The sequence below is a fragment of the Bremerella sp. JC817 genome, from assembly GCF_040718835.1.
Classification (GTDB): domain Bacteria; phylum Planctomycetota; class Planctomycetia; order Pirellulales; family Pirellulaceae; genus Bremerella.
Genome location: NZ_JBFEFG010000281.1, coordinates 239,891 through 264,323, shown reverse-complemented (window position 1 = coordinate 264,323; position 24,433 = coordinate 239,891). Strand labels below are relative to the sequence as shown.

At 56.9% G+C, this 24,433-nt stretch carries 15 protein-coding genes; 3 read left to right on the top strand and 12 right to left on the bottom strand.

Translation table 11 applies throughout. The features are described from left to right. Positions 1 to 171: 171 nt before the first annotated feature. Positions 172 to 894, top strand: a complete 723-nt coding sequence (locus AB1L30_RS24120; protein WP_367016791.1) for a peptidylprolyl isomerase — start codon at positions 172 to 174, stop codon at positions 892 to 894. Here the strand turns inward: AB1L30_RS24120 and AB1L30_RS24115 are convergent. Further along, positions 871 to 1,524: a hypothetical protein gene (locus tag AB1L30_RS24115; protein ID WP_367016790.1), complete on the bottom strand. Its 654-nt coding sequence runs from the start codon at positions 1,522 to 1,524 to the stop codon at positions 871 to 873. The two genes, AB1L30_RS24120 and AB1L30_RS24115, sit on opposite strands and share 24 nt — an antisense overlap. Before the next feature lie 376 nt (positions 1,525 to 1,900). Here AB1L30_RS24115 and AB1L30_RS24110 point away from each other — a divergent pair, with 376 nt between their 5' ends. Next, positions 1,901 to 2,146, top strand: coding sequence for a hypothetical protein (locus tag AB1L30_RS24110; protein ID WP_367016788.1), 246 nt, complete (start codon positions 1,901 to 1,903; stop codon positions 2,144 to 2,146). 131 nt (positions 2,147 to 2,277) lie between these two features. Here the strand turns inward: AB1L30_RS24110 and aroA are convergent, their stop codons facing one another. The 6 genes from aroA to AB1L30_RS24080 form a co-directional block, all read right to left on the bottom strand. Beyond that, the gene (gene aroA, locus AB1L30_RS24105; protein WP_367016786.1) at positions 2,278 to 3,558 is read right to left on the bottom strand and encodes a 3-phosphoshikimate 1-carboxyvinyltransferase; all 1,281 of its coding nucleotides are present in this window, start codon (positions 3,556 to 3,558) and stop codon (positions 2,278 to 2,280) included. 44 nt (positions 3,559 to 3,602) lie between these two features. Next, entirely contained in the window at positions 3,603 to 4,817 is a 1,215-nt protein-coding gene (locus AB1L30_RS24100; RefSeq protein ID WP_367016784.1) for a PQQ-binding-like beta-propeller repeat protein, read from the bottom strand. A 26-nt stretch (positions 4,818 to 4,843) separates the two neighbouring features. Beyond that, entirely contained in the window at positions 4,844 to 5,986 is a 1,143-nt protein-coding gene (locus AB1L30_RS24095) for a hypothetical protein (RefSeq protein ID WP_367016782.1), read from the bottom strand. 134 nt (positions 5,987 to 6,120) lie between these two features. Next, positions 6,121 to 7,764 (bottom strand): hypothetical protein, encoded by a 1,644-nt coding sequence (locus tag AB1L30_RS24090; protein ID WP_367016780.1) that lies wholly within the window; start codon positions 7,762 to 7,764, stop codon positions 6,121 to 6,123. 11 nt (positions 7,765 to 7,775) lie between these two features. Further along, positions 7,776 to 9,749 (bottom strand): multiheme c-type cytochrome, encoded by a 1,974-nt coding sequence (locus AB1L30_RS24085; protein ID WP_367016778.1) that lies wholly within the window; start codon positions 9,747 to 9,749, stop codon positions 7,776 to 7,778. A 230-nt stretch (positions 9,750 to 9,979) separates the two neighbouring features. Beyond that, complete coding sequence (locus tag AB1L30_RS24080) at positions 9,980 to 12,367, bottom strand: hypothetical protein (RefSeq protein ID WP_367016776.1); 2,388 nt, start codon at positions 12,365 to 12,367, stop codon at positions 9,980 to 9,982. A gap of 535 nt (positions 12,368 to 12,902) precedes the next feature. On the opposite strand from AB1L30_RS24080, the gene AB1L30_RS24075 reads away from it, so the two are divergent. Then, positions 12,903 to 19,049 carry an MG2 domain-containing protein gene (locus AB1L30_RS24075; RefSeq protein ID WP_367016774.1) on the top strand — a complete coding sequence of 2,049 codons (6,147 nt, stop codon included), beginning with the start codon at positions 12,903 to 12,905 and terminating at the stop codon, positions 19,047 to 19,049. On the opposite strand, the gene AB1L30_RS24070 is transcribed toward AB1L30_RS24075, so the two are convergent. The 5 genes from AB1L30_RS24070 to AB1L30_RS24050 all read right to left on the bottom strand — a co-directional run bounded on the left by AB1L30_RS24070 (position 19,030) and on the right by AB1L30_RS24050 (position 24,422). Next, a complete protein-coding gene (locus AB1L30_RS24070; RefSeq protein ID WP_367016772.1) occupies positions 19,030 to 19,599 on the bottom strand; it encodes a hypothetical protein in 570 nt (189 codons plus the stop codon). The two genes, AB1L30_RS24075 and AB1L30_RS24070, sit on opposite strands and share 20 nt — an antisense overlap. Before the next feature lie 236 nt (positions 19,600 to 19,835). Further along, entirely contained in the window at positions 19,836 to 20,168 is a 333-nt protein-coding gene (locus tag AB1L30_RS24065; RefSeq protein WP_367016770.1) for a rhodanese-like domain-containing protein, read from the bottom strand. 143 nt (positions 20,169 to 20,311) lie between these two features. Next, a complete protein-coding gene (locus tag AB1L30_RS24060) occupies positions 20,312 to 21,724 on the bottom strand; it encodes a sulfatase-like hydrolase/transferase (RefSeq protein WP_367016768.1) in 1,413 nt (470 codons plus the stop codon). Between the two features lie 245 nt (positions 21,725 to 21,969). Continuing rightward, on the bottom strand, positions 21,970 to 22,974 hold the full coding sequence (locus AB1L30_RS24055) for an alpha/beta hydrolase-fold protein (RefSeq protein WP_367016766.1): 1,005 nt from the start codon (positions 22,972 to 22,974) through the stop codon (positions 21,970 to 21,972). 206 nt (positions 22,975 to 23,180) lie between these two features. After that, entirely contained in the window at positions 23,181 to 24,422 is a 1,242-nt protein-coding gene (locus AB1L30_RS24050) for an NAD(P)/FAD-dependent oxidoreductase (protein ID WP_367016764.1), read from the bottom strand. Positions 24,423 to 24,433 lie beyond the last annotated feature (11 nt).

Below are 24,433 nucleotides of genomic sequence, written 5' to 3'. Positions count from 1 at the left end.
AGCAAGCCTTACACTGCCTGGGATGAATGCTGGTATTTAGAATTCGATGCTATCCGTGCTGGCGAAACTCGTGTTGCATCGTTTGGCGAAATCTCGACAATACCGGCAATTCCCGACCCGAACCTGACCCGTTCGATCCAAATTCAGGCGCAGCGCAAGGAGGCGTGCTTGATGAAATCCCCGCACTTATCTTGGGCAACCCAGCTTGGGTTGGCTTTCGGCTTTATTCTGTTGATTACCGGTTGTGGTGGTTCCGACGCCGCGACTCCCCCGGCAGCAAGTATTGGTGATCCTGGTGCCAACGCGCTGAGCGGTGACGCACCAACAATGACGACGGAAATGTCAATTTCCGAACTTCAGCAGTCGGACTTCCGTGGCGAAGAATTTCCGGAGGTGGTGCTGACCACCACGATGGGTAAGATTCGTCTGCGTTTGGATGCCAAGAAAGCTCCGGCGACAGTCGATAACTTTCTGACCAATTACGTCGCCACCAAGCATTACGACGGAACCATCTTCCACTACGTCCATGCCGACCGCATGGTGTTGGGAGGGCTGTTCGACTCGAATATGAGCCCGCGTGACGTGCGGAGCGAAATCCAGAACGAAGCAACCAATGGGCTGAAGAACAAGCGAGGCACGATCGCCATGTCGCGCGATCCGAACTTCATTCATAGCTCGACGTGTCAGTTCTTTATCAACTGTGCTGACAACGAAGCATTCGATCATATCGGCAACGACGATTCGAGTAGCTACGGCTATTGCGTCTTCGGCGAAGTGATCGATGGAATGGAAGTGGCCGACGCGATCTCGCAGGTCGAAGTAGAAACCAACGATGGTTTCGCCAATCTGCCTCGTCAGCCAGTGCAGATTCTATCGGCCGAGCGCGTCAAGTGAGACGGTCTTCGTGGCTGGCGGCGTCTCTGGCTCGTAGGCCGTTTTGAGCACTTCCAGCAAGTGATCGATGGTGTAGTTCCGCCGTCGCGGTTGGGCGTCGGCGGCGCTTCGCACGCCTAGATCGTTCAAGATATCTTCCAGGGCGGCATCATCGATCTGCGGGAACATCGCGTCGGTTCCCGTCCAGTCTTCCGAGAACGCTTCGCCTCGTCCGGCAATACGATTGAGATGCCGGATCGTATCGTACGAAGAGCACATCGCATCGATACGCTGAAGCAGAAACGTTGGATCTTCGGGATAGCTACGGGCAGGTTCCTGGCTGAGCTCGCTGAGCACGAACCGAGCGAAGAATTCTTTATCGTGCGGAAAGCTCCGGACAATCTGTCCGCGTCCCGGAATGTAGATTCGCATTCCGCGCAACTCTTCCAGCAGGTCATGCACCTTGCTTTGGGTGAGCAGGATCGGCGTCGACCGCGTTCTCGCATGCAGGAAATATTGCTGGACGAGCTTCTCCAACGTGCTGAAATCAGGCGAAGGAGTATCTGCACGCACCGGCGAAACGCTTGCGACCACACCGGTCAGCATCATTAAGCAAGTCAGTACCAGGCAGTAGCGAGGGGACGGTCGCATAAGTGTTCCAGAGTCCGGTTGCACAAATTAGGCAGGGGGTAATCGCCTGAAATGGCAAAAAAAGTAGTCCTTACAACTTAAAGATAGGACAAAACTTAGCATGGGGGTGTGTTTATCCGCAGATCGCGGCATTACCGCAAATTCCCGCGATATCGATTCGATTTACCGTACTAATCAGGGGTGCAAGCAGGAAATCGTATTAAACGGGTAAGTTGGTATTAATTCCCCTAGCGATACCCATAACGTGGTATTGATATGCATTCGTCGCGGATTTCGGTTGATTTCTTAGGCCCATTTCTTATACTGCGGGAACGTTGCCGGGTTGTCGTCACCTGGTGATGCTTATCTCTTGGTCGCGGTAGTAGGAGATGCCGTTGTGTGCAAAATCACTTACTTCGTCCAGCCTTGTCCGACTTGCGGTCGCAAGTTGCAGGTGAAGGTCGAGTACTTAGGACTCGAGGTTTCCTGCCAACATTGCGGCGCCAAGTTCACTTCCCAAGACCCGACGATTCTGGCCGCTCCGATGGTGAATCCGATCGAAGATGCTCTTCATCGGGCCGATGCCTACTTAGGCAAAGGGATGCCCACGTCGCACTTCCCGGCGACGTTCGGAACCAATTAAATCGGCGAGGTCCCTCGGCAATGGCTTATTCCATTGACCCGGGGATCGACCAGAACGAAAACAGCCGCCTGTTGAGGCGGCTTTTCTCATTTCTTGTTGCGGCTTCGCCCCGGCAATGGGGGAAGCGTTGCCTAATCTCCCTGGCAGATCGCGGCCAGGTCTTCAAAGAAGAGTGGGTAGGTCTTGCTGGTGCATGCCGGATTCGTAATGACGACTCCTGGCTGACGCAGGCCCACCAACGCGAGGCTCATTGCCATGCGGTGGTCGTTGTACGTTTCGATGCGAGCGGGCTGAAGCGTCCCCGGTGTGATCACCATGCCGTCTTCCAACTCTTCGACCGCGGCACCCAACTTTCGAAGTTCACAGGCCAGGTCGCCGATGCGGTCGGTTTCTTTGTGGCGGTTATGGGCCACGCCGGTCACCCGGGTTGGGCCTTCGGCAAACAGAGCAACCGCGGCCAAGGTTTGAACCGTGTCGCTGATCTCGCCCATGTCGATATCGATCCCCTTCAGCTTGCCGCCGGTCACGGTGATCGAGTCCTTACCATATTCGACTTCACAGCCCATTTGCCGCAGCGCTTCGACGAAACCAACATCCCCTTGCAGGGCATCCTTGGTGAGCCCTTCGACGCATACCTTGCCGCCGCTGACTGCGGCCGCGCCCCAGAAGTAGCTCGCCGCCGAAGCGTCAGGCTCGATCGCATATGGACGGGCCTGGTACTGCTGCTGGCCAGCGATCACGAAGCGGCGACAGTCGTTCTCTTCGACGGTGACGCCAAAGTCACGCATGATCTGGGTCGTCATGCGGACGTAAGGCTGCGATACCAGTTCGCCGTCGACTTCCAGTTGAACTTCGCTTCGGGCATACGGTGCCGCCATCAGCAGGCCGCTGAGGTATTGGCTGCTGATGTTCCCGGCGATGGTCGCCTTGCCGCCTGGCAGGCCTTTCGCGCGAACCAATACCGGCGGGCAACCGTTGTCGCTTTCGGTTTGAATGTCGGCGCCGAGTTGCTGCAGAGCCTTGATCAAGTCGCCAATGGGCCGCTCGCGCATTCGCTTGATGCCATCCAGGCGAAACGTGCCTTGGCCGAGAGTTGCCAGCGCCGTGAGAAATCGCATCGAGGTGCCAGAGTTGGCGATGAACATCTCGGTGTTCTCGCCTTGGAATTGCCCTCCGTTGCCTTCGACGCGTAGCGTGTGGTTGATCTCGTCGACATCGATCGCGACGCCGATGGCTCGCAAGCTTTCAATCATTACCTCGGTATCTTCACTGGCGAGCGCCCCGGTCAGCAGCGAACGCCCTTGAGCCAATGCGGCGATGATCAAGGCACGGTTGGTCAGGCTTTTCGAACCAGGAGGGCGGATCGATCCGAAGATCGGACCGCACGGCGTGATTTCAATTTCGCTTACCACAGGGCAACTTCAAGCACGAGGGATCATGGATGGGATACCCCATTTTACTGCTTGGAGGCGATCTTCCACAGGTGGTGTTCTCCTTTGACATACATGCCGTCAGAGCCCAAGGCAGGCGTCGCTTGAATGTTCTCGCCCATGTCGATTTCCTCGACGATTTGAGCCTTCTTCCCTGAAAGATCGATCACCATGCCGAGACCGTCGAAATTGAAGGCATACATCTTGTCGCCCACGATCACGGGCGTGGCCCAGAACTTCCCTTTCAGACGCACGGCCCATTCCAGATCGCCGGTGGCCGCGTCGCCGCAGTTCAGCACGCCAGCGCCGTTGATCGTATAGACCTTGCCGTTGTGCAGAATCGGGCTCATCGAGGATGGGTTTAGCTTGTTGGCTTCCCAGACGATCTCTGGCTTCTGACTCGGATCTTCGATGTCGAGAACCGTCAGGCCGTTCGACACGATGAAAGCTCGATTGTCGGTGGTCAGCGAAGTCGAGATCGTCGACGCACCACCCCCCAGTTCCCACAGCACTTCCCCTTCTTTCGCTGACACGGCCGTGATGCCGTCGCCACTTTGCAGCAGCGCCACATGCTGACCATCGGGCTGGGCAACGCTTAGCGAAATGGGAGAAGCCCAGTTGGCTCGTTCAGCTCGCGGAAGAAACCAACGGGTCTGACCATTCTCGGCGTTGATCCCAGCGGCGAACGAATCGCCCTGGTTTTCGATCTGAACGATCACCGTTCCATCGACTACGATCGGCGAGCTCGCCATCCCGACATCGTTGCCTGCCTTGGGATGCTCGTGCCCCAGACCGCGATACCACTTCAAGTTGCCGTCGAGATCAAGGCAGACCAGGTCGCTCGAACCGAAGAAGGCATAGACCGACTTGCCGTCGCTGACCGGCGTGGGGGCGGCAGGCGTGGTTTGCGGATGGCAGAACGTACGACCCGTTGCCCAGAAGTTGCGATGCCAGAGCAGCTTTCCGTCGGTGGTCGAATAGCACAGCACATGCAGTCGCTGCAGATCGGCGCCATCGGCCGTCGTCAGAATGACTTTGTTGCCCACAATGATCGGGCTCGAAGGACCTCGACCAGGAAGTTCGACCGACCAGGCAATGTTCTCGCCATCGACCGACCACTTATCAGGAACCGGGCACTTATCAACCGCGCCGGTGGTATCGTCACCGCGAAATTGTTTCCAGTCAGCACGCGCGGCAGTGGTAACCAGGCCAAGGCAAAGCAGGCAGAGCAGGGTACGCATCGTTCATTCTTTCGCGTGAGATTGGTTTATGGTTTGGCGTCGCGGATGGCGGTGCCGAGCGAATCGCAGACACGCAGATCAAACTGCCAGACGTTGGTCCACGACTGCGTTTGCTCGTTCTGAACGAGCTTCACCAGAATGGTGTTCTCGCCAGCCTTCAGCGTGGCCGGGGCCATGTATTGATCGAAGTTGTCGCCAGCATGATACACCTTGTTCGAGGCGATCAACTTGCCATTTACCCAAACCTTGGTTGCGTTCGGGGAACCCCAGCGAAGTTCGACCTGTTGCTCGGTTGGGCTATCGAACGTAGTGACCGCGTAGCCAACGACTTCTTTGACCGGTGCAAAGGCTTTATTGAAATCGACCCGCTTCTCGCCAGCGGGGACTTCCAGCGGCAGCCACTTGGCCGGACCTGGTATTTCTTCGACCAGCTTGCCAGGGTAAGTCGCTTCCAGGTCGATCGCTTCTTCGGGTGGATAAGCGGTGTCGAAACCGTTGCCTTTGTCGAACTCAAACGCCGCCATCACGTGCCAAGACTTGAGAAAGCCAAAGTGCTCGGTCGTGTCGACCTCGACGTCCAGCTTCTTCAGGGAATCGGAAATGGCGGTGGCCTGGGACGCGTTGCGGGTCGCGGTCAAAGCCTGGCGATAGGTCGCGATCGCGGCTTCCTTCTGATCGGCCTCGACCTTAGCGGCGGCATCATCGATCAGCTTCTGAACGGCCAGTAGGCGGAGTTCAAGCGAAGCATCGTTCTCGAAAGTCGGAATCAAATCGGTCGCCGCGGCTTCGTCTTGATCTTTCAGCAGCGAGTAAGCGATGGTGCGCGCTTTGGCCGAGTGCTCGGTATCGTTGATGAAGGCGATCAGCGTTTCGTTGGCAATCGGCTTGCCTGACCGACGACCCTGATCGGCGATCGCTTCGACCGCACCTCGCAGCCAATTTGCCGCGACTGGCTTTCGGTCGTCGACCGCTTCCAGGATTTGAGGAATCGTGTCGGCGGGTAGTTTGCTGAGGGACTCGACAGCGTCGACTGCCGCTGGGTAACCGTCGGCGTTGGCGCCGATGCCGTTGATGGTCTGCGTGAGCTGCTCGACATTGGCTGCCGGCAAGGTCGAAGTAAACGTGGCCAGGAAGATTCCAGCCAGCGATAGCCAAGGTGTACGCGTCATAACCAGGCTCAATTCCGGAAGGGGAGAACGTCAGATCAGTTCGCCCGATTGTAAACCATGCAGATCGGCAAGGAAGCGCTGCCCGGAAATATTAACCAACGGGCTATTCGAACCCGGTGCCAGATGTGGGGCGTTTAGAAGAGGATCGTTTCCGAGACGAAGACACCGTCGCGGCGGAGGGCTTCGTTGTCGGAAATGTTCCACAGGCCCAGCACTTCTAAGAAGGTACGTTTGCCGGTCTTGCGTTGATATCGCAGGCCCAGGCCATAAACCAGGTCGCCGTTAGGGCTTTGGAAGGCGATTTCCGGGGCGATCGACTCGTCTTCATGATGGCGGAAGAACTGCATCCCGAGCGAAGCGCCATAGGTCTCGCCCAACTGAGTGCCCGACGAGATGGCTACCAGCGGATTGACATCGAATGCCGAGCGAAGGCGATTGAAGTTGCCCCCGGCGGCTGAGTTCCATCCTGCCGAGGAATAGAACAAGTTGCAATAGGCAACGCCGAACTCGATGCCGAGTGGATGGGCCGGCATGTGATGCGTGTAGTTCGTTTCCAGCACAAACAATTCGCCACTGCCGGTGCCTGCTTCGTCGCCGAACTTGAACAGTGCGCGGCCGGCATAGTTGAACTTGCCATGAAACTGCGTGCGGCTGATCGCGGCGAAGTGCTGGTCGCGGCCGGGGGCGTCGGGCGTGTTGACATACAAGTACGAGGCTTCGTAGAAGACTCGCTTGTAGTCGATACTGATGTTGGTGCCGTACATCGCGCTGTTGGCATCTGCCACGTTGTCGACGTCGCTGGCAGCGTAAATCCCTTGCACGTTGATGTTGCTGGTGTTGCCCAGGAAGATCGTGTTCTTGTTGACCGCGAGACCGAGGATCTCGTCATTCATCAGCAGTTGGTTGTGCAACTGAAACGGGAACTTACCCGCGACCATGTGCACGTCGCGAACGGCGAACGGATCGAGGAAGCCTGAGAAGATGCTGTGCAGTTCGCCTTCGAACCAAAATCGTTGAGGTACGCCGGTGCTGTTGTCGATGTAGCCGGCCGGATCACTGAAGCGGTAATACGAACCGCCCGTGTTCCCTTCACCCAATGGGCGAAACTGCACATGGAAACGTTCCGTCCCGGTAAGACGCAGGTCAAGTTCCAGCAGCAACTGATGCCCCAGTCCGTCACTCCGCGTGTTACCTTGCTTGTAGGCAATCGCGCTGGCCTGGTAGGCTCCGTAGCCGACAAAGCGGGGCTCCCAGTCGTAGGCGCCTGGTCCGAACCAATGGAAGATCGAATTCTTGATCGGCTCTTCCCCTTCGAACTGGGCGAAGAGGGTCAGCGGTTCTGGATCGACGTAATCTTCTGGAAGTCGCAGCAGCGAATCTTGGGCGTGGGCATCGTCGTCCGGCCAGCCCAGACGATCTCCTTCCGCCGTGTAGATATACGAACCGCCATGTTGCCACAGTTCTTCATCCAGTGGCGGAAGTGGCTCATCTTTCCAAGGTCGGTTTTGATCGCCGAAGTCGGACTTCGTTGGCGGAAGCAGGACCGGTTCGTCGAACGACTTTTGTAGCGTCTCGAGCGGTGGCGGCAAAACACCGGTAGGGTTCGGGCGACCAAACTTGACCAGCTGATGCTTGTCGACGGGCAACTGCGGTGGAGGATCGGTCTGCCCTGGCAGTGGTGGTGGGGCGAAGATGCCTTCGTCGGCCGACAACGGCGAGACGCAGGCAAACACCAACGCACACCATGCCGAAGCCATGGCTCGTCGGAGTTTCGTCATTAAGGTCTGCGTCATGGAGCGACCTCAATGGTGCCGCACCATTCTCGTAGCACGACGACCTCAAGCAGATGCTTCAGGTGTGGCGTACCGATTCGATCCAACAGCGTTGGGGGAAGATGACGGAAGTTCAAACGAACCGTCACGTGGTAGGTGCCAGGCTCGTTCGGCAAGCGAACTGGATAGCTCTGACGTTGTTTCGAGAGAGGCGCGAGACTTCCCTTGGCGATTCGGAAGGTTTCGGGCCGACCGAACGAGGCCGAAACGCCTGTCGCAGGTCGCACGAAGCTGAGCGGCGACAGGTTCCGGTTGACCGACAAGATGACGGTACGGTCGGTTCCTTCGGAGGTCAAAGCGACGAACTTGTTCTGGAAGTTGAGCAGGTACTGATCGTAAGGTACCTGACCGGCGAGGACGGCATGGCTGTGGTCGTCGCGGAGGTCGCCATTCTCGTCCAAGTCACCAGACTTGAAGACAACACGGCCTTGCTGATCGCGAACAATCGTCGAGACCCAGGCCTGCCGTTCGGCGGTGAAGCCGGTTGGGAAGCTATGCCCCGACATTAAGCTTTCGACTTCGACATTGACTTGGACCTTCTGACCTGGTCGAGCTACCTCGGGTGCTTGAACATGCAGGTCTGCTGCTTGCGAGAGGACTTCGTACCGCTTCTCAGCCGCCAGTCGCAGGTGATAACGATTCTGCTTTCGCAGTTCGGTTAGCGTTTCTTTCTGGTAGGGCGTGAGTGAATCGAAGTCGCGGTAGTCGACTTCGTACATCCAGTCTAACCGTTGAGGAAACTCGGTATCGGGCAGCAGCGAGTAGTCGGGTCCGGCGAAGGTATGATCACTCAACCGACGGAGTGGGAGCTGATCTTCCGGCACGCCGGGCACGACGGCGGCTCGCCCTAGCGGACGTTCGCAATCTTTGAAGGGGACGCCTTGCACTGGTCCCATATGGCACTGCTGACAGGTGATGCCTTGCTTGGCGGCGGGGCTGTTCTGCCATTCGCTGAAAGCTTCTTCTAGACGCACGCCTTGCGGATTGGTCACGTCGTGGCACTCACCACAGAACTGCGACGACTTCAAATACTCTTGGCCGGCCGAAGGGTGAGCCCCCATCGCCTGGCTGGCCGAAGCGTCGTCGAATGGACCGTACATGCAAGTATCGAGCATCTTGCCAGGCTCGATCCCGACGCGACCGCTCGACTTGTAATGTTTGGCGTTACGGCGGTGGCAGGTGACACAGGTCACCCCTTCCATCGAGATACGCGAGCGATGAATGTTACGGCGGTTGCCGTTCTCGCCCAGGGCGGTGCCGACCGGTGTATGGCAACGGGTGCAGAAGGTTCCCTGGGTGCCGTTGGTCCGTTCCATCAACGTCAGGTTGAAGGCCTCGAACACCGGGCTGTGCTGGGCATAGGCATGCATCGAACGCGACCATTCGTCGTACTGCTTCGGATGGCAGGCCTGGCACTGCTTGGCCGATGGAAATTCCATCTCGGTCAGCGGTGCGATGTTGCAGTTCTCGGGCAGGCAGTATTCGAGGGCGCCATTGGTAATCCAACGCTTCATCGTTTCGAGCTGACCAGGCGAAAGCCATTCCAGCTTGTTCGGTGGCATCTCGGGCGTGCGCGAAACGCCGGACAATGGCTTGGCGTGCTCGTCCCATTCGACGTACAGAAACAACGCCGACTTATCGGGATCGCCAGGTACGATCAGCGGATCTTTGCCCGCCTTGCCTGCTAGCAAGGCTTCGTAGGAAGAAAGATCGACGCGTTTGGAATCAGGACGGTGACAGCCAGAACATTTCTGCGACAAGATCAGATAGATCTCGGGCCAGTCGGGATCGTAAGGATGTGGCTGCGAGATCACATGCGGGATCGCCGCGACTGGCGTCGGAGCGATACCCCAGAACCATAGCGCAGCAATCACCGTGAGACCGATGGTCACGACCGCCAATTGGGAGGTCAGTTTTCTGGCAGCTGGCATTCGGGGCGTCCTTCCCGTCTCTCGAGTCTGTCTCTGCCGATCCGTGGCCAAGACAATGAAGGATGGCGGGTAACTCATCCTCTGGTGGGATTCATCGGCGGTCGTTTGTGACAAGAGTTAGCCGACAAACGATCACACTATTCATTGGAATAATCGGAATCCCGCGATCCGGTGCTTCAAATTGCCAGAGCAGAAAACTCTAGAAAATCGTCAAAGTTGCGCACTCCCCGTTACTGGGATGCGCCAAGCTGCTTAACGGCGTCGACAATCGCTTTGTCGCGCGACTTCGAGGCCGATTCTTCGGCAAGTTTCACCATTTGAGAGGCGACCTGACCTTGGCCGGCAGCTTTGAACTGCGGCACCTGATCGATGGCGTGCTGGGCGATAGCTGCATGCACCTTCGACGACGTGCTCGAAGTTGCTGCTAGCTGCATCGCTTTGAGGTGCCATTCGCCCGGTTCGATGGCAAATCGAACCGACCAATCGGTGATGATTTCATTGCAAGCTTCGAAGTCACCCCCTCGGGCTGTTTCTGCCAAGGCATAGCGGAAGCCAGCGAACTGCCCCGGTGAGCCGTTGGGCAGGCTCTTGGCATCTGCTGCCATGTCGCGGCCGACCTTGGCATGGTCGTCGAGTCGCATCGCCGACTGGATCTGGGCGCTCCATTTCTCGAGGAACTTGGCTGCCGGCGCCGCGATTTCCGATTCCGGAGGAACCGGGACCTGTTTAATCAGATCATTCGCCAGGTTCAACGGCGTTCCCATTGCCCCGATCAGGGCATCCATCTCTTCGTCTGACAGAAATGCGGTGGCCCAGGTTTCGCGGGCCTTCTCGGCGCCACCTTCCGGAGTCACCAGGAGGAAGGCACCGACAATCTTCTTGGAATCGGCGGAGGTTGGCAGTTCGGTCTCCGCCAGAAATTTAGCCAGACCGGCTGGCAAGTCACTGAGCGTATAGCGTTTGTTCTCGCCATCGACGCGAATCACCAGGCGGTTGGCGTCCGATTCGACCACGCGAACGATCTTTCCATTCACGTCGAGATCTTCGTCCGGAGGCAACTTCGCCAGACGACCGGAAACGGCCTGCCAGAACTTCTGATTGAGGTCGACTAGTTGCTTCAGCTGAGCCACCTTCTTTTGGTGGGCCGGGATTGTTGCCAGAGGCTCGGCCTGGGCGATCGCTTGCGCGGCCGCGGCAGGATTGCGTTCGACAAGCTGCGTTCGGGCCTCATTCATCAGGTTGGTCAGCATTTCGGCGGAAGCGATGTCGCCACCCGCCATTTCCATCGGTGGGTCTGCGGCTGCCGGCATTGTCGGTTCATCATTGGGCGTCGACGTCATTTCGGTCGACATATCTGGCTTCGGAGCCGTAGCCACCATTTCGCCGGGCATGTATTTCTTCTTCTCGGCTTCCAAGGCAGTTAAGGCACCGCCGTCGGCACCCGATTGCATCCACAAGTTGCGGACATATTCGATGTCAGCCTTCGGCGAGAGAAGCAGGTGCGAAGCTTCGATCCGCTTCTTCTGGGCGTCGTCACCCTTCAAGCGGCTTTTAGCGATTGCCCGCAAAAAGCCTTCCGGCAGTTCGTTACGATCGTAGCCGCGGTTATGACCGGCGTAGCGGATCACGACGCGATTACCGTCGAGCGTGGTCACGGTAAAGCTGGTGCTGCCGACCGTCAGCTCTTCGTTTTCGCGAAGTCCGGAGGTCCCTTCGTTAAGGGCACGCGTGTAAGCCATCAGGTCTTGGACGAACTGATCGACGCGTTCGAAATCGGCGGTTCCCGCCGGAGTTTTCGGAGTCTTACGAACTTCGTCGAGGGCGATCGATGCCTTCGCGAAGTCGCGCGACGCGATGCCGGTCCAAGCGTTCATCAGGGCCGTTTTCAGGGCGGCTTCGTCTTGCGGAGTCACCTTTGGTTCCGGTGGCTTGGCACTCATCTCCGGCATGCCCGCCATGGTTTCTTCCGGGTTGCCGAGGCCTGGGATCGAGTTCGCCAGGTCCTGCGAAGTCGGGCGATCACCCTTCGGAGGGCGTGGCGGTTTGCGGGTGCCGCGTGGATCTACCGTTTCTTCGTCGGACGGTTCCGGCTCTTGTTCCACCGGGGTGACCGGAGCAGGGTCGAGCTGTGCGACTGGTTCCGGCGTTGGTTCTTTCAGTGCGTAATAGGCACCCCCAGCAATGGCAGCCAACAGCAAGATCGAGCCGCCACCGGCATAAAGGGCGAACGACGATTTGCGAGCCCGGTTCTTCGCGCTCGAAGCGGCCGACGACTTTTTCGACTTCAAATTGATGTCGCCGGAAGAATCAGATGGCTTCGATCCCATCGGCATCGAGGCGGGTGCTGCGACTGCAGCCGGCGCGGCTTGCACAGGAGCACTTGCTTGAACCGGCGTCGCGACAGGGGCCGCAGGCGTGTTTTGGCTGCTAAAGTAAGCGTGCAACTGCTGATCGTACGACTGCTTCTGGGTCGGATCGAGCAGGCAATTCTGGGCGAGTTGGATCTCAGAAACCAGCATCTGACGAAGTGGCTCGTCGGCAGGCGCCATCGGAATGGAGGCGCGCGCCATCGCATTCTGAGCGGCAACCATGATCTTCCCCTGGTCGGCTTCGTACATCGGAAGCCCCAAAAGGGTGTAACAATCAGGTCGTCCTGCTACATTCAGACCCAACCAGGTTTGGTATGGGTTAGTGGTTTGAGTCATTCCTCGAACACTCGCACTAGGTAAGGTTTATCTCAAGGCTAGTCGCCATTTACGACGGCTGCCGGACTGGGATTGCCATTCGCCTCTGCTTATACGACGAGGAAGCGACCGATTTTGTTTCGACAATCGGTTATATCGGCAATGATGGGGGGGTAGGGCATCGCCTGGTGGGTATGATCCAGGCCATCTTACAAGTTGGCGGCGGATGCCTCCTAGTCCTATTCGCGGTCATCTTACCGAGATAGTCCCGGGAAGTGGGAGATTCCTCCAAACTTCTTTTGTGAAAGGGATTTATCCGTAAAAATTGCGAAAAATGTCAGACGCAAAACTCTTCGTGAATCAGCCATTTATGGAAATCGGAACTCAGGTTAGGTTCGTCTAGACTTCGACAGGCCGGCGGTACTATGAACCCCGTCGAATCAGAAATAGATCGCATCAAGGACGCCCCATGACAAATTACCCCCTCGTCCGCATGATTCCTTTGGCACTGCTGCTATGCTGTGCCGCGCTTATGTCGGTATGGATTGGCCCGCTGAATCATGCAGCAGAAGGAAATGCCCCGACCGTGACGCAAATGGAAGAGCTCTTCAAGCAAGGCAATTTCAAAGAAGCCTACGAAGCCGCCGAGAAGCTGTTTGCCGATCCGAAACAAGATCCCAAGCAGCTCGCTCGCACGATCAATCTGCCGATCAACGCCTTGCAGCGTTTAGGGCGCTATGCCGAGGTGGACGACTTTCTGGAAATGACCGCGACTGCTCAAAAAGGGCAGTGGCGCGTGTTGCAGGCATGTGCTCAACAATACGCACGGCTGAATCACTGGGGCGTGATAAACGACAATAAGTTTGAACGCGGTCCGGTCCGGGGCGGCGGCAAGCGGGTGAATAGCATTGACCGCGACCGTACCCGATCGCTTCAGCTTTATGTCGAAGCGATGAACATGGCCAAGACGCAGAACGCCGATCCTGACATGGGCGATCTGTATCAGGAAGTGGCCCAGTTCTTCTTGAGCGGTGGTTACGGCCGCGCTGCTTGGCAACTGCAATATCTGACCGATATCAGCGTGCTGCCCGGCTACGAAGAAAGCTACAACTACGGTGGCTCGAATCAGGGGGCTCCGGTTGATGCGGAGGGGAACCCGATCTATTACTACGTCCCCAAAAGCTGGGACGCCGCCAAGAACGATGGCGAGCGGATGCGCTGGGCCATGGAACAGGTCGGCGAGTACAACGCCAAGAAGGTTGGCGATGTGCAACTGAGCTGGGCGAACTTTCTGAACTCGCAGTTTGGGGTGCAAACCCTTCGTCAGTTCCAATGGTTCTTCGCACCGGCCAGTCCCGATGCCGACGACGAAACGACGCACCTCCTTTCGCTTGGCACCCTGAAGGAAAACGAAACGATCGCGCGGCTGGCGACTGGCATCAAACGCTTCGATCTGCCAGACGAATTTAACCACATCAAGGTCTGGCAGAAACTGATCAGCGACAAGAGCGCACAACGTTCGCAGGCCTACGACCAGTTGGCTTCGATCTTCGAGAACCGTCGCCAATACCCGCGGGCCGCCGAAGTCTGGAAGCAGGCAATCGCCGATGTCGGGCCTGGTTCGAACAAGTATCGCGATGATCGACTGCAGCAGATTGTGGGCAACCTGGGTCAATTCCAAGGGGGCCAGGTCAATGCCGCTGGGCAAGGAGCGACGCTGCAGTACTTGTTCCGCAACGGCAAGGGAGTCAGCTTCACTGCCCACAAGATCGACGTCGAAAAGCTTTTGGCGGACGTCAAGGCGTATCTGAAGTCCAATCCTAAGCAGGTTGAATATCAGAAGCTGCAGTTCCAGCAGGTTGGCGAACGGATTCTCTTTCAAGGTGGCGAAGGCTATCTGAAAGAACAGGTCGCCAAGTGGTCGATGGAACTCGAGCCTCGCCCGGACCATCTCGATCGTCGCGTCGACGTGCATGCTCCGCTGAACAACGCCGGTGCCTACATGGTGACGGCCAAGATGGCGGATGGCAACGTTTGCAAAATCGTGGTTTGGGTGGTCGATACGGTCATTGTCAGCAAGCAGCTCGATCAGAAGAAGTACTACTTCGTCGCCGATGCCGTCAGCGGTCAGCCAATCGCCAAGGCCAACGTCGAGTTCTTTGGCTACAAGATGGAAAACGTCCGCAACCGGAACGAGTTCCACGTCGACGTGAAGAACTTCGCCGAGTTCACTGATGCCGATGGCCAGGTGACTTTGGGATCGGACCAGATGGCCGAGCGTTATCAATGGCTGACCATGGCTCGCACTGACCAGGGACGCTTCGCGTTCATGGGCTTCCAGCATGTCTGGTATGGTCAATCTTATAACAGCGACTACACCCAGATTCGTGCTTACGGCATCACCGATCGACCGGTCTATCGTCCGGATCAATCGATGAAGTTCAAATTCTGGACACGCCGATCGCAGTACGACATGCCCGATAACAGCCAGTTCGCTGGCCAGCAGATTTCGGTCCGTTTGCACGATCCGCAGGGAAACAAGATCTTCCATAAGACCCTGACCGCCGATGCTTACGGTGGCGTGGAAGGAACCTGGGATATCCCTTCCGATGTGAAGCTGGGGCAATACAACTTGTACACCGATCGGGGCAACGTTCAGTTCCGTATCGAAGAGTACAAGAAGCCTGAGTTTGAAGTCACCGTCGACGCTCCTTCCAAGTCGGTTGAGCTAGGCGAGAAAATCACGGCTAAGATCAACGCCAAGTATTACTTCGGTTCGCCAGTGACCAATGCCACGGTGAAGTACAAAGTCGAACGTTCGCCTTACAACGAACGCTGGTATCCTTCCGCACCATGGGATTGGTGCTACGGCAAGGGTTATTGGTGGTTTGCTTACGACTATTCCTGGTACCCTGGCTTCAATCGCTGGGTCGGCTGTGTTCGTCCGATTCCGCCATGGATCGGTTGGTCTCACAATCCACCGGAACTGGTCGCTGAACAGGAAGTGAAGATCGGCGAAGATGGCACCGTCGATGTCGAAATCGACACGGCGATCGCCAAGGCAATGCATGGCAACGAAGACCATCAGTACACCATCACCGCGGAAGTGCGTGACGAGTCGCGTCGCACGATTGTCGGTACCGGCAAGGTGCTGGTCGCTCGTCAGCCATTCAAGGTTTATACCTGGGTCGATCGTGGCTACTATGATGTGGGCGACACGATTGAAGCACAGTTCCTGGCTCAAACGCTCGATTCCCGCGATGTCGCTGGCAAAGGCAAGCTGAAGCTGCTGAAGATCACGTACGACGATAAGAAGCAGCCCATTGAAACGGAAGTTCAGGCCTGGGACGTCGAGCTTAATGGCGAAGGCTCGAAAACGCAGTCGATGAAAGCGTCGGCTGCCGGTCAGTATCGTTTGAGCCTCACCGTCACCGACGACGCCGGTCACACCGAAGAAGGTGGCTACATCTTCACCGTTCGGGGCCAAGGCTTCGACGGCTCGGAGTATCGCTTCAACGACCTGGAACTGATTCCCGACAAGAAGCAATACGAAGCTGGCGATACCGTCAAGCTTCAGATCAACACCAACCGCGTCGGAAGCACGGTGCTGCTCTTCGTGCGACCTTCCAACAGTGTGTATCTGCCACCGAAGATTGTTCGCCTGACCGGTAAGAGCACCGTTCACGAGATCGCAGTCCTGAAGAAGGACATGCCGAACTTCTTTGTCGAAGCGTTGACGATTGCCGACGCCAAAGTGCACAACGAAGCGAAAGATATCGTGGTGCCGCCAGAATCGCGCGTCCTCGACTTGCAAGTCGAAACCGACGCGACCGAATACCTGCCGGGTAGCCAGGGAACGATCAAGCTGAAGTTGACCGACCTGACGGGCGAACCTTTCGTTGGGTCGACCGTGCTGACGGTCTACGACAAAGCGGTCGAGTATATCAGTGGTGGTTCCAACGTCACCGACATCAAAGAGTTCTTCTGGAAGTGGCGTCGCCACCATCATCCCAATACGGAAGATAGCCTCAGCTTGTATAGCCACAATCTGACTCCGAAGGGGCAGCGGGCTTTGCAGTTCCTGGGAGCTTTCGGCAATAGCGTAGCCGACGAGTTCAACAATCAGATGGTTATGGAAAACGATGCCATGGGCTTCGGAGGAATGGAGGGCGCTGGCATGGGGCGTGGCGGCATGATGATGCAGTCGCGGGCTATGGCCAAGAGTGCCGCGCCGATGGCGGCAGCTCCGGTTGCCGATGCCGTGCTCGAAGTTGCCGGAGAGGAAATGGGGGGTGGTGAGCAAGCCAACCTGGTCGAGCCAACCGTTCGCTCGAACTTCGCCGACACCGCTTTGTGGGTCGGAAGCGTCGAAACGAACGAGAAGGGGGAGGCCGAGTTCAAGCTCGATATGCCTGAGAACCTGACGACCTGGAAGATTCGCACGTGGGCCATGGGCCAGGGAACCAAAGTTGGGTCCGCGGAAACAGACGTGGTGACTCGAAAGAATCTGATCGTTCGGCTTCAGGCTCCTCGCTTCTTCGTGCAAACAGATGAAGTGGTCCTGTCGGCCAACGTGCATAACTACCTCGAAACCGAAAAGACCGCGATGGTCTCGCTCGATGTGCCGAGCGAACTGATGTCGAGCGACTCGCCACTGACCCAGAAGGTAACCATTCCGGCTGGCGGCGAAGTGCGTGTCGATTGGACCGTGAAGGTCACCGGCGAAGGGGAAGCGGCCATCACGATGAAGGCGCTGACCGATGAAGAATCGGACGCCATGTCGCAAAGCTTCCCGGTCTTCGTGCATGGTATGTTGAAGACGGAAGCCTGGGCTGGCACGGTTCAGCCAGAGCAAGATGCCAACGGTTTCACGATCAACGTTCCACAGGACCGTCGTCCCAAGGATTCGCGTCTGATCGTGCGGTACTCGCCTAGCCTGGCAGCTGCCATGGTCGAAGCGTTGCCTTACCTCAGCGATTATCCGTATGGCTGCACCGAGCAGACCTTGAACCGCTTCGTGCCGACCGTGATCACGCGGAAGGTGCTGAGCGAAATGGGTATCGATTTGAAGTCGATTGCCGAGCATCAGAATAACCTGAACGCTCAGGAACTTGGCGATCCGGAAGAACGCAACAAACGCTGGCACGTGGGACACAACCCTGTCTTCGACGAAGCGGAGCTGCAGAAAATGGTCAAAGCTGGTGTCCAGCGTTTGACCGAGATGCAGAACAGCGATGGCGGCTGGGGATGGTTCTCAGGCTATGGCGAACGTAGCTATCCTCATACGACCGCGGTCGTGGTGCGAGGCCTGATGATTGCTCAGCGTAATGACGCCGCAGTCGTGCCAGACGTGATCGCTCGCGGTCGCCAGTGGCTGATCAACTATCAGAACGAAGAGCTGCAGAAGCTGCAAGCCAAGCCGCAAGAGAAGAAGCCTTGGAAACCAAACGCCGGCAACCTGGACGCGATCGTCTATGCCACGCTGGTTGAACTGGGGCACGACAATGCGGAGATGCGAGAGTTCATCTATCGCGATCGCACGCACCTTTCGGTCTACGGCTTGTCGGTCTTCGCTCTGGCCACGCACCAGGTGAAGGACGCTGAAAAGCTGACGATGCTGCGTCGTAACCTCGATCAGTACCTGGTTTCGGACGAGGAAAACGAAACGGCTTACCTGAAGATGCCAGCCGACAACCACTGGTGGTATTGGTATGGCGACGCAATCGAAGCCAATGCCTACTACCTGAAGCTGTTGTCTGCGACCGACGCCCAGAACGTGACGGCTCGCCGATTGGTGAAGTACCTGCTGAACAATCGGAAGCATGCCACCTACTGGAAGTCGACTCGCGACACCGCCTTGTGCGTCGAGGCAATGGCCGATTACCTGCGGGCCACCGACGAAATGAATCCCGAGATGACGGTTGAAATCCTAATCGACGGCGAAAAGAAGGCCGAAACCGAGTTCACCAAAGAGAACTTGTTCACGGTCGATAACACGGTGGAACTGACCGGTCTGCAAGTGACCGATGGCAAGCACAAGGTCGAGCTAAGCCGCAAAGGCAAAGGCCCGGTCTACTTCAGTGCTTACTTGACGAACTTCACGCTGGAGAACTTCATCACCAAGGCAGGCCTCGAAGTGAAGATCGAACGTCGCTTCTATCGACTTGATCGAGACGAAGATGCCACTGCCAAGGCGGTGGGTGCTCGCGGTCAGGCCTTGAACGAGAAAGTGGTCAAGTACACGCGAACCTTGCTTGAGAACGAGTCGCAGATCACAAGCGGCGACCTGGTCGAGATCGACCTGGTGATCGAAAGCAAGAACGACTACGAGTACTTGATGTTCGAGGACCAGAAGGCCGCCGGGTTCGAGCCGGTTGATCTGCAAAGCGGATACAACGGCAACTCGCTGGGGGCTTACATGGAACTTCGCGACGAGAAGGTCAACTTCTTCGTGCGAGAACTGCCACGCGGCAAACACACGCTGACCTATCGCATGCGGGCCGAAATCCCCGGTAAGTTCAGTGCATTGCCAGCGATCGCCCAGGCCATGTATGCACCAGAACTGGTTGGCAACTCCGACGAGATGAAGATCGGAATTAAAGATCTCGATAACTAGTCGAGTGAAACTTGAAACCTGCCGCCGCGTCGGGAAGTGATTCCTCCGCGGCGGTTTCTGTTGGTGGATGCTCTTCCGCGATGCCAAGCGAAATGCCCTGCATCGCATAGCTGCCCAGGAACATCATGGCGACCAGGTTGCGGACGATGAACCACGTCTCGCCTTCTTGAAATGCTTGAAAGGCTCCCCAGCCTTTCATCAAAGCGAACGCCCCGATAAAGCCGCCCAGCAGAATCGCGACGGTGGGTAGCGGCCGGGTGCTAACCATCATCATGATTCCAAGACCGATGATTCCGGTTCCCATGATGGAATAGGCGATCGCGTAGATTCGCGATTCATGGATCAAGTCTTGGGCCCCCTGGCGCGCCTCGGTCAAACTGATCCGGGAATCCTTGCGGGCCACTTCTTGGATAAAGTTATCTTGGCTGGCAAGAACCCACATCACGGCATTCAGAGCGGCAAATCCAATGATGATGCCCCCGATGATTGTGGTCAGGTTTTCGAACGACTTCCAGCGACGCGCGTCGGGACCGGCGTAATGGGAGGGCATAGATACCCCTTTAGAACGAGGTTGGCTAGTTCTTGAAAGCCTATGTCGATTCCGCCCAGGTGGGGCAAGTTTTGCGCGGATGCCGTTATCGACTTCATGAAAAGTTCAAAACGCATCGCGTGTGATAACTTGGTGAGACAAAAAAAGGCGTTGCACTTAAGTAGTACAACGCCATAAGTCGTTTCATTCAAGAACGATCAGCCAACACTAAGCTGGCGAAGCGAGTTTGGCCAAGATCAAGCCGAGGCTAAGACGCCTCCGCTCTCTTGCCACTGCTTCGCACCTCCTTCGAAGTCGTACACTTCCGAAAAGCCGGCATCTTCGAGTCTCTGCGCCGCTTCGGTCGACGAAGGACATTCTTCGCTGGCACAATATAAGACCACGGGCTGATTCTTCCCGCCAATGGTTTGTTCGACACGCGACTCGAAATCGGGCGCCGTCTTCGGGATGTTGATGGATCCAGGTATCTTCGTCTTCTCGAAGTTGTCCTGGTTCAAGGTATTGATCAACGTAAGTCGTTCGCCCTGATTCTGACGGGTCTTCAATTCACTTGCATTAATGGAATGCATGGCTTTCTCCTTACTAAGGTCCAAAAAGTTGTCCCCCAGTAAGGTTGGTGCAAGCTCTGTTCCAGTTCCCCGAATAGGGCAGGTTGAGGCGAATAGCTGGGTGGCGAGCTACCAACCTGGATGCTCGCACCGCAAGTCGGATGCTATGGCTTCGGTTCCCAATCGGCTCCGTTGTCGGCCGGTATCGAGGCATTCCATTGCATCAGTTTGCCCTTCAGGCGAGCAACTTCTTCCGGATGGCCCGCGGCAACGTTCGTGGTCTCGCCGATATCATCAAGCAGATTAAATAGCTGGACTTCGGAACCATCGTAACTGCAAAGCAGTTTCCAGTTGCCATCCCGCACAGCGAGGTCGGGCAGTTGCTCTTTGTTAATCGCCGGACGATCGGGAGGTCGGCGGAAGAAGAGTGGCTTCTCGCGCGATGCCTTCGATTTCCCCAGCAGCACATCGGGAAGTGGCTGACCGTCGAACTCGATCCCGGTGAAATCGGCCTGGCAGATTTGCAGCAAGCTAGGCACCAGGTCGAAGGCGGCGAAGACCGAACTCTCGTTAACCTGACCACTGTCTTGGGAGGCGATCAAACCAGGACCCCAGACCACCAGTGGCGAGCGAATGCCTCCTTCGTACAGCGTTGTCTTGTGCCCTCGCAGAGGACCAGCCGAGCCAGCGCCGAACTCGGGTCCATTGTCCGAGCACATCACAATCAGCGTGTTGTCGCGAAGCTTAGGATCATTCCGAACCAGATCGAAAAGCGTGCCGAGCTGTTCATCCATCGTTTCCAGCACACCGAGATACAACTGACGCTTCGAATCGTCGCCGCGACGAGCCTTCGGTGGAAAGAAAGGTGAGTGAACGTCGTCAGGCCAAACGTTCACGTAGAACGGCTTCTGGTCGGCTTGGGCTTTGCGAATAAAATCGACAGCGGCGTCGACAAACGACTGGGTGACTTGGCTCCGGTCTTGCCAGGTAATCTTGCCGCGGCCGAGGTTGTCGCTCCCCAAGGCATACCGACGAGGTTTCTTGCCGTTGTAGGCATCTAGCAGAGGCAGCACGCGGTCTCCGAGGCCTTCGAAGTTGGTCAGTGACGCATCGAAACCATATTCGGTGATCAGCGGTGCTTCGCCCACATCGCGTTGGCCACCCATATGCCACTTGCCGAAGTGCCCGGTGGCATAGCCAGCTTGGTGCAGTTGGCGAGCCAGCATTGGAGCGGCAGGATCGAGCCACTGGGCCATGCCACGCCGATGGTTCATCTGGCGATCGGCCAGGTACGAAGAAATCTTCCAACGCTGCGGATACTGCCCGGTCGAGATCGCCGTGCGCGATGGCGAGCAAATGGGCGAGTTCACATAAAACTGCGTGAAGCGAATTCCTTCGGCGGCGAGACGATCGCAATGCTCTGTGGTCGCCGCTTCGTTCCCAAAGCAAGAGAAGTCTCCCCAGCCCATGTCGTCGATGAAGACCATGATCACATTGGGTGGCGAATCGGCGGCGAAACTGGTTGCTGAGAGCGTGAATAGAAGCAGCAGCGATAACGATAGTTGCAGAAGTCGCATGAGGGCCTCGTTGCGGAAAAGGCTTTCGGATGGGCGACTTCAGTATTAATGGCTGCCGCAGGTGGGTCAACGCAAGTCAAACCATGCGTGGGTAATCGAGCTCGAAAACAGCGGCGCAGGCCCCCAGGGTTGTGCATCGATCAGAAAGAGAAATCAAATCGACCTTTCTCTTTTGTGTCGGCGAGAATCTGCGTGCATGGCATCGCTGGTTTCCGTGCACGCAAATTGGCGAAACAGTGAAGGCGTTAACTACCAGACTTCTGGCCGTGAGCTTTCTTCGGCAGAGCGTACGGATCTTCCTGGAAGACGCTTTGAGCGAACCAATACAAACTGCTGCTCCAGTGGGCCGCATCGTGACCATGGCCGTCGACATGCCACACATGTGGGATATCGTTCTCCTTAAGGAAGCGATGCATCCGCTGGCTGATCGAAATCAAGCCGTCCTGATTGCCGCACGAGATCCACAGCAGTTTCAGTTTTTCCTTCGCACGATCAACGTCCGGGATCAATTCTTCGGGAGCTTTGGTATTAGGGGCTGCTGAGAAGGGGGCGACCCAGGCGAACGTATCCAGATTCTGCAAGCCAAAATTGAACGACTGTCCGCCTCCCATTGAGAGGCCGGCGATCGCTCGCTGAGTTCGGTCGGTATCGACCGAGTACTTCTTTTCAATCGCAGGAATCACATCGTCCAGCAAATCACGCTCGAACACGGCGAACGCTGGTGCGCTGGCCATGATGTTCCCTTCGGCACGGTCGTTCTTCTGGGCTCGGCCGTTCGGCATCACAACGATCATTGGCACTGCCTTGCCATCGGCAATCAAGCCATCCAGCATGGGCTGCGGATTAGCGAAACGGTTCCATTCGGTTTCATCACCTCCGATGCCATGCAGCAGATAAAGCACCGGGTACTTCTTTTCGGGGTCGTAACCTGGTGGCGTGTAGACCAGCATCTTCCGCTCGGTCCCGACGGTCTTCGAGTCGTAAGTGACCATCTCGAGTTTGCCGTGAGGGATATCGGTTCGTTCCGACTTGAAGCCTTCCGGTGGAGCCTCGTAAACCGCGACATCGTCAGGCCCCAGTTCGATACGGCCAAAGGAGCGGATGCGACGTTGAATCTCGCGATCTTGCTCGGCCCCCTCCGGCTTGGCGGAAGAGCCTTTCTCAGGCGGCGCTTCCTGGGCAGATACCGACGAATTCGTTGTCAGAACGGTAATCAGAGCCAGCAGCAGGAAAGAGGTCGTTGTTCTCATAGCGTCAGCCATTGTGTTCGGGGGCGTTCAGTTTGGGGCGTACTTACTATGCTAGGCATTGGGTAGGGCCATGCCAGTTATTTTGTGAGATTTCAACGCCTGGCGGGAATTATCGCTGATACCCACACCGCCAACACATTGAATAAAAAAACGGTTGCCATCTAAGCGAAGGCAACCGTTCTGTAACTATGTGCAATGGTTGGCAGCTATTTCGTCATCGCCGCTGCTTCCGCCTTAAGCGAATCGATCGAGATGAAGACCTGATCGAGGCTTTCTTTGAATAGGTCGCCAATCAGCAGGTCGGTGATGTCGCCGCGATGATTCGGGAACCGACGGACGAAGTGACCGAAGTTGAAACCGTCGTAGTATTCGCAGACGAGCTTCCGCATGCGTTCCATGCCGACCATGTAGTCCGCTTCCCAATTGCTGAGTTGAGCCCGGGAGGTGTCTCCCTTGATCAAGCCTTCGGCAATTGCGTCGGCAGCCAGTTCGCCCGACTTCAAAGCGAGCAGTACGCCGGATGAGTACAGCGGATCCAGGAAACCGAGGGCATCGCCGATCAAAACCCAGCCATCGCCGGCGGCCTGCTTCGACTTGTAGGTGAAGTCTTTGGTGGCGAAGATCTTGGTGACCTGCTCAGCGTTTTCGACACGCATCTTGGCGGCAGGGCAACGTTCCAACTCTTCGGCGAAGACTTGCTCGTGCGAGCCACGCCCCTTGAACAAGTAATCGAAATCGCCAACGACGCCGATGCTGACCATGTCGTCGTGCAGGGGGATGTACCAGAACCACCCCTTCTTGTCCTCGACCTGCAGGACCGTCGTGGCACCTTCGTCGCGACCTTCGCCGCGGTAGGCACCTTTGTAATAGGTCCAGATCGAACCCTTGTTGAGCGTCGGATCAGGGACACGAAGCTTCAGCTTGTTCAGCAGCATCGAGCTCTGGCCGCTGGCGTCGACCACCACGTCGGCTCGCACTTCGCGTTTCTCGCCGTCTTCGCCCATCACCTGGATACCAATCGCGCGATCTCCTTCGAATAGGACATCGAGGACGCGCGTGCCTTCGTGCGTTCTTACGCCATGCTCTTCGGCATTGCGCAGCATCATTTCGTCGAACTCGCTTCGGCGGACCTGCCAGGTCTGCGAGCAGTCGTGGTCTTTATTATCGTGAAAGTAGAACGGTGCCGACTCTTTCCCCGAGTCGCTGACGAACTGCACGCTGTACTTCTTAATGAAGGCGCTCTCGCGCAGCTTCGGGATCATGTTCAGACGCTTCAGCACCCAGTAGGTTTCCGGGATCAGCGATTCGCCGATGTGGAAGCGTGGAAATTTCTCGCGCTCGAACAGCTCAACGCGAACGCCTTGTTGGGCCAGAATGGTGCTGACCGTGGCTCCTGCGGGACCGCCACCAATTACCACTACCTGAGTCGTCTTCGGGGTATCGATCATCGTCCTTTGGC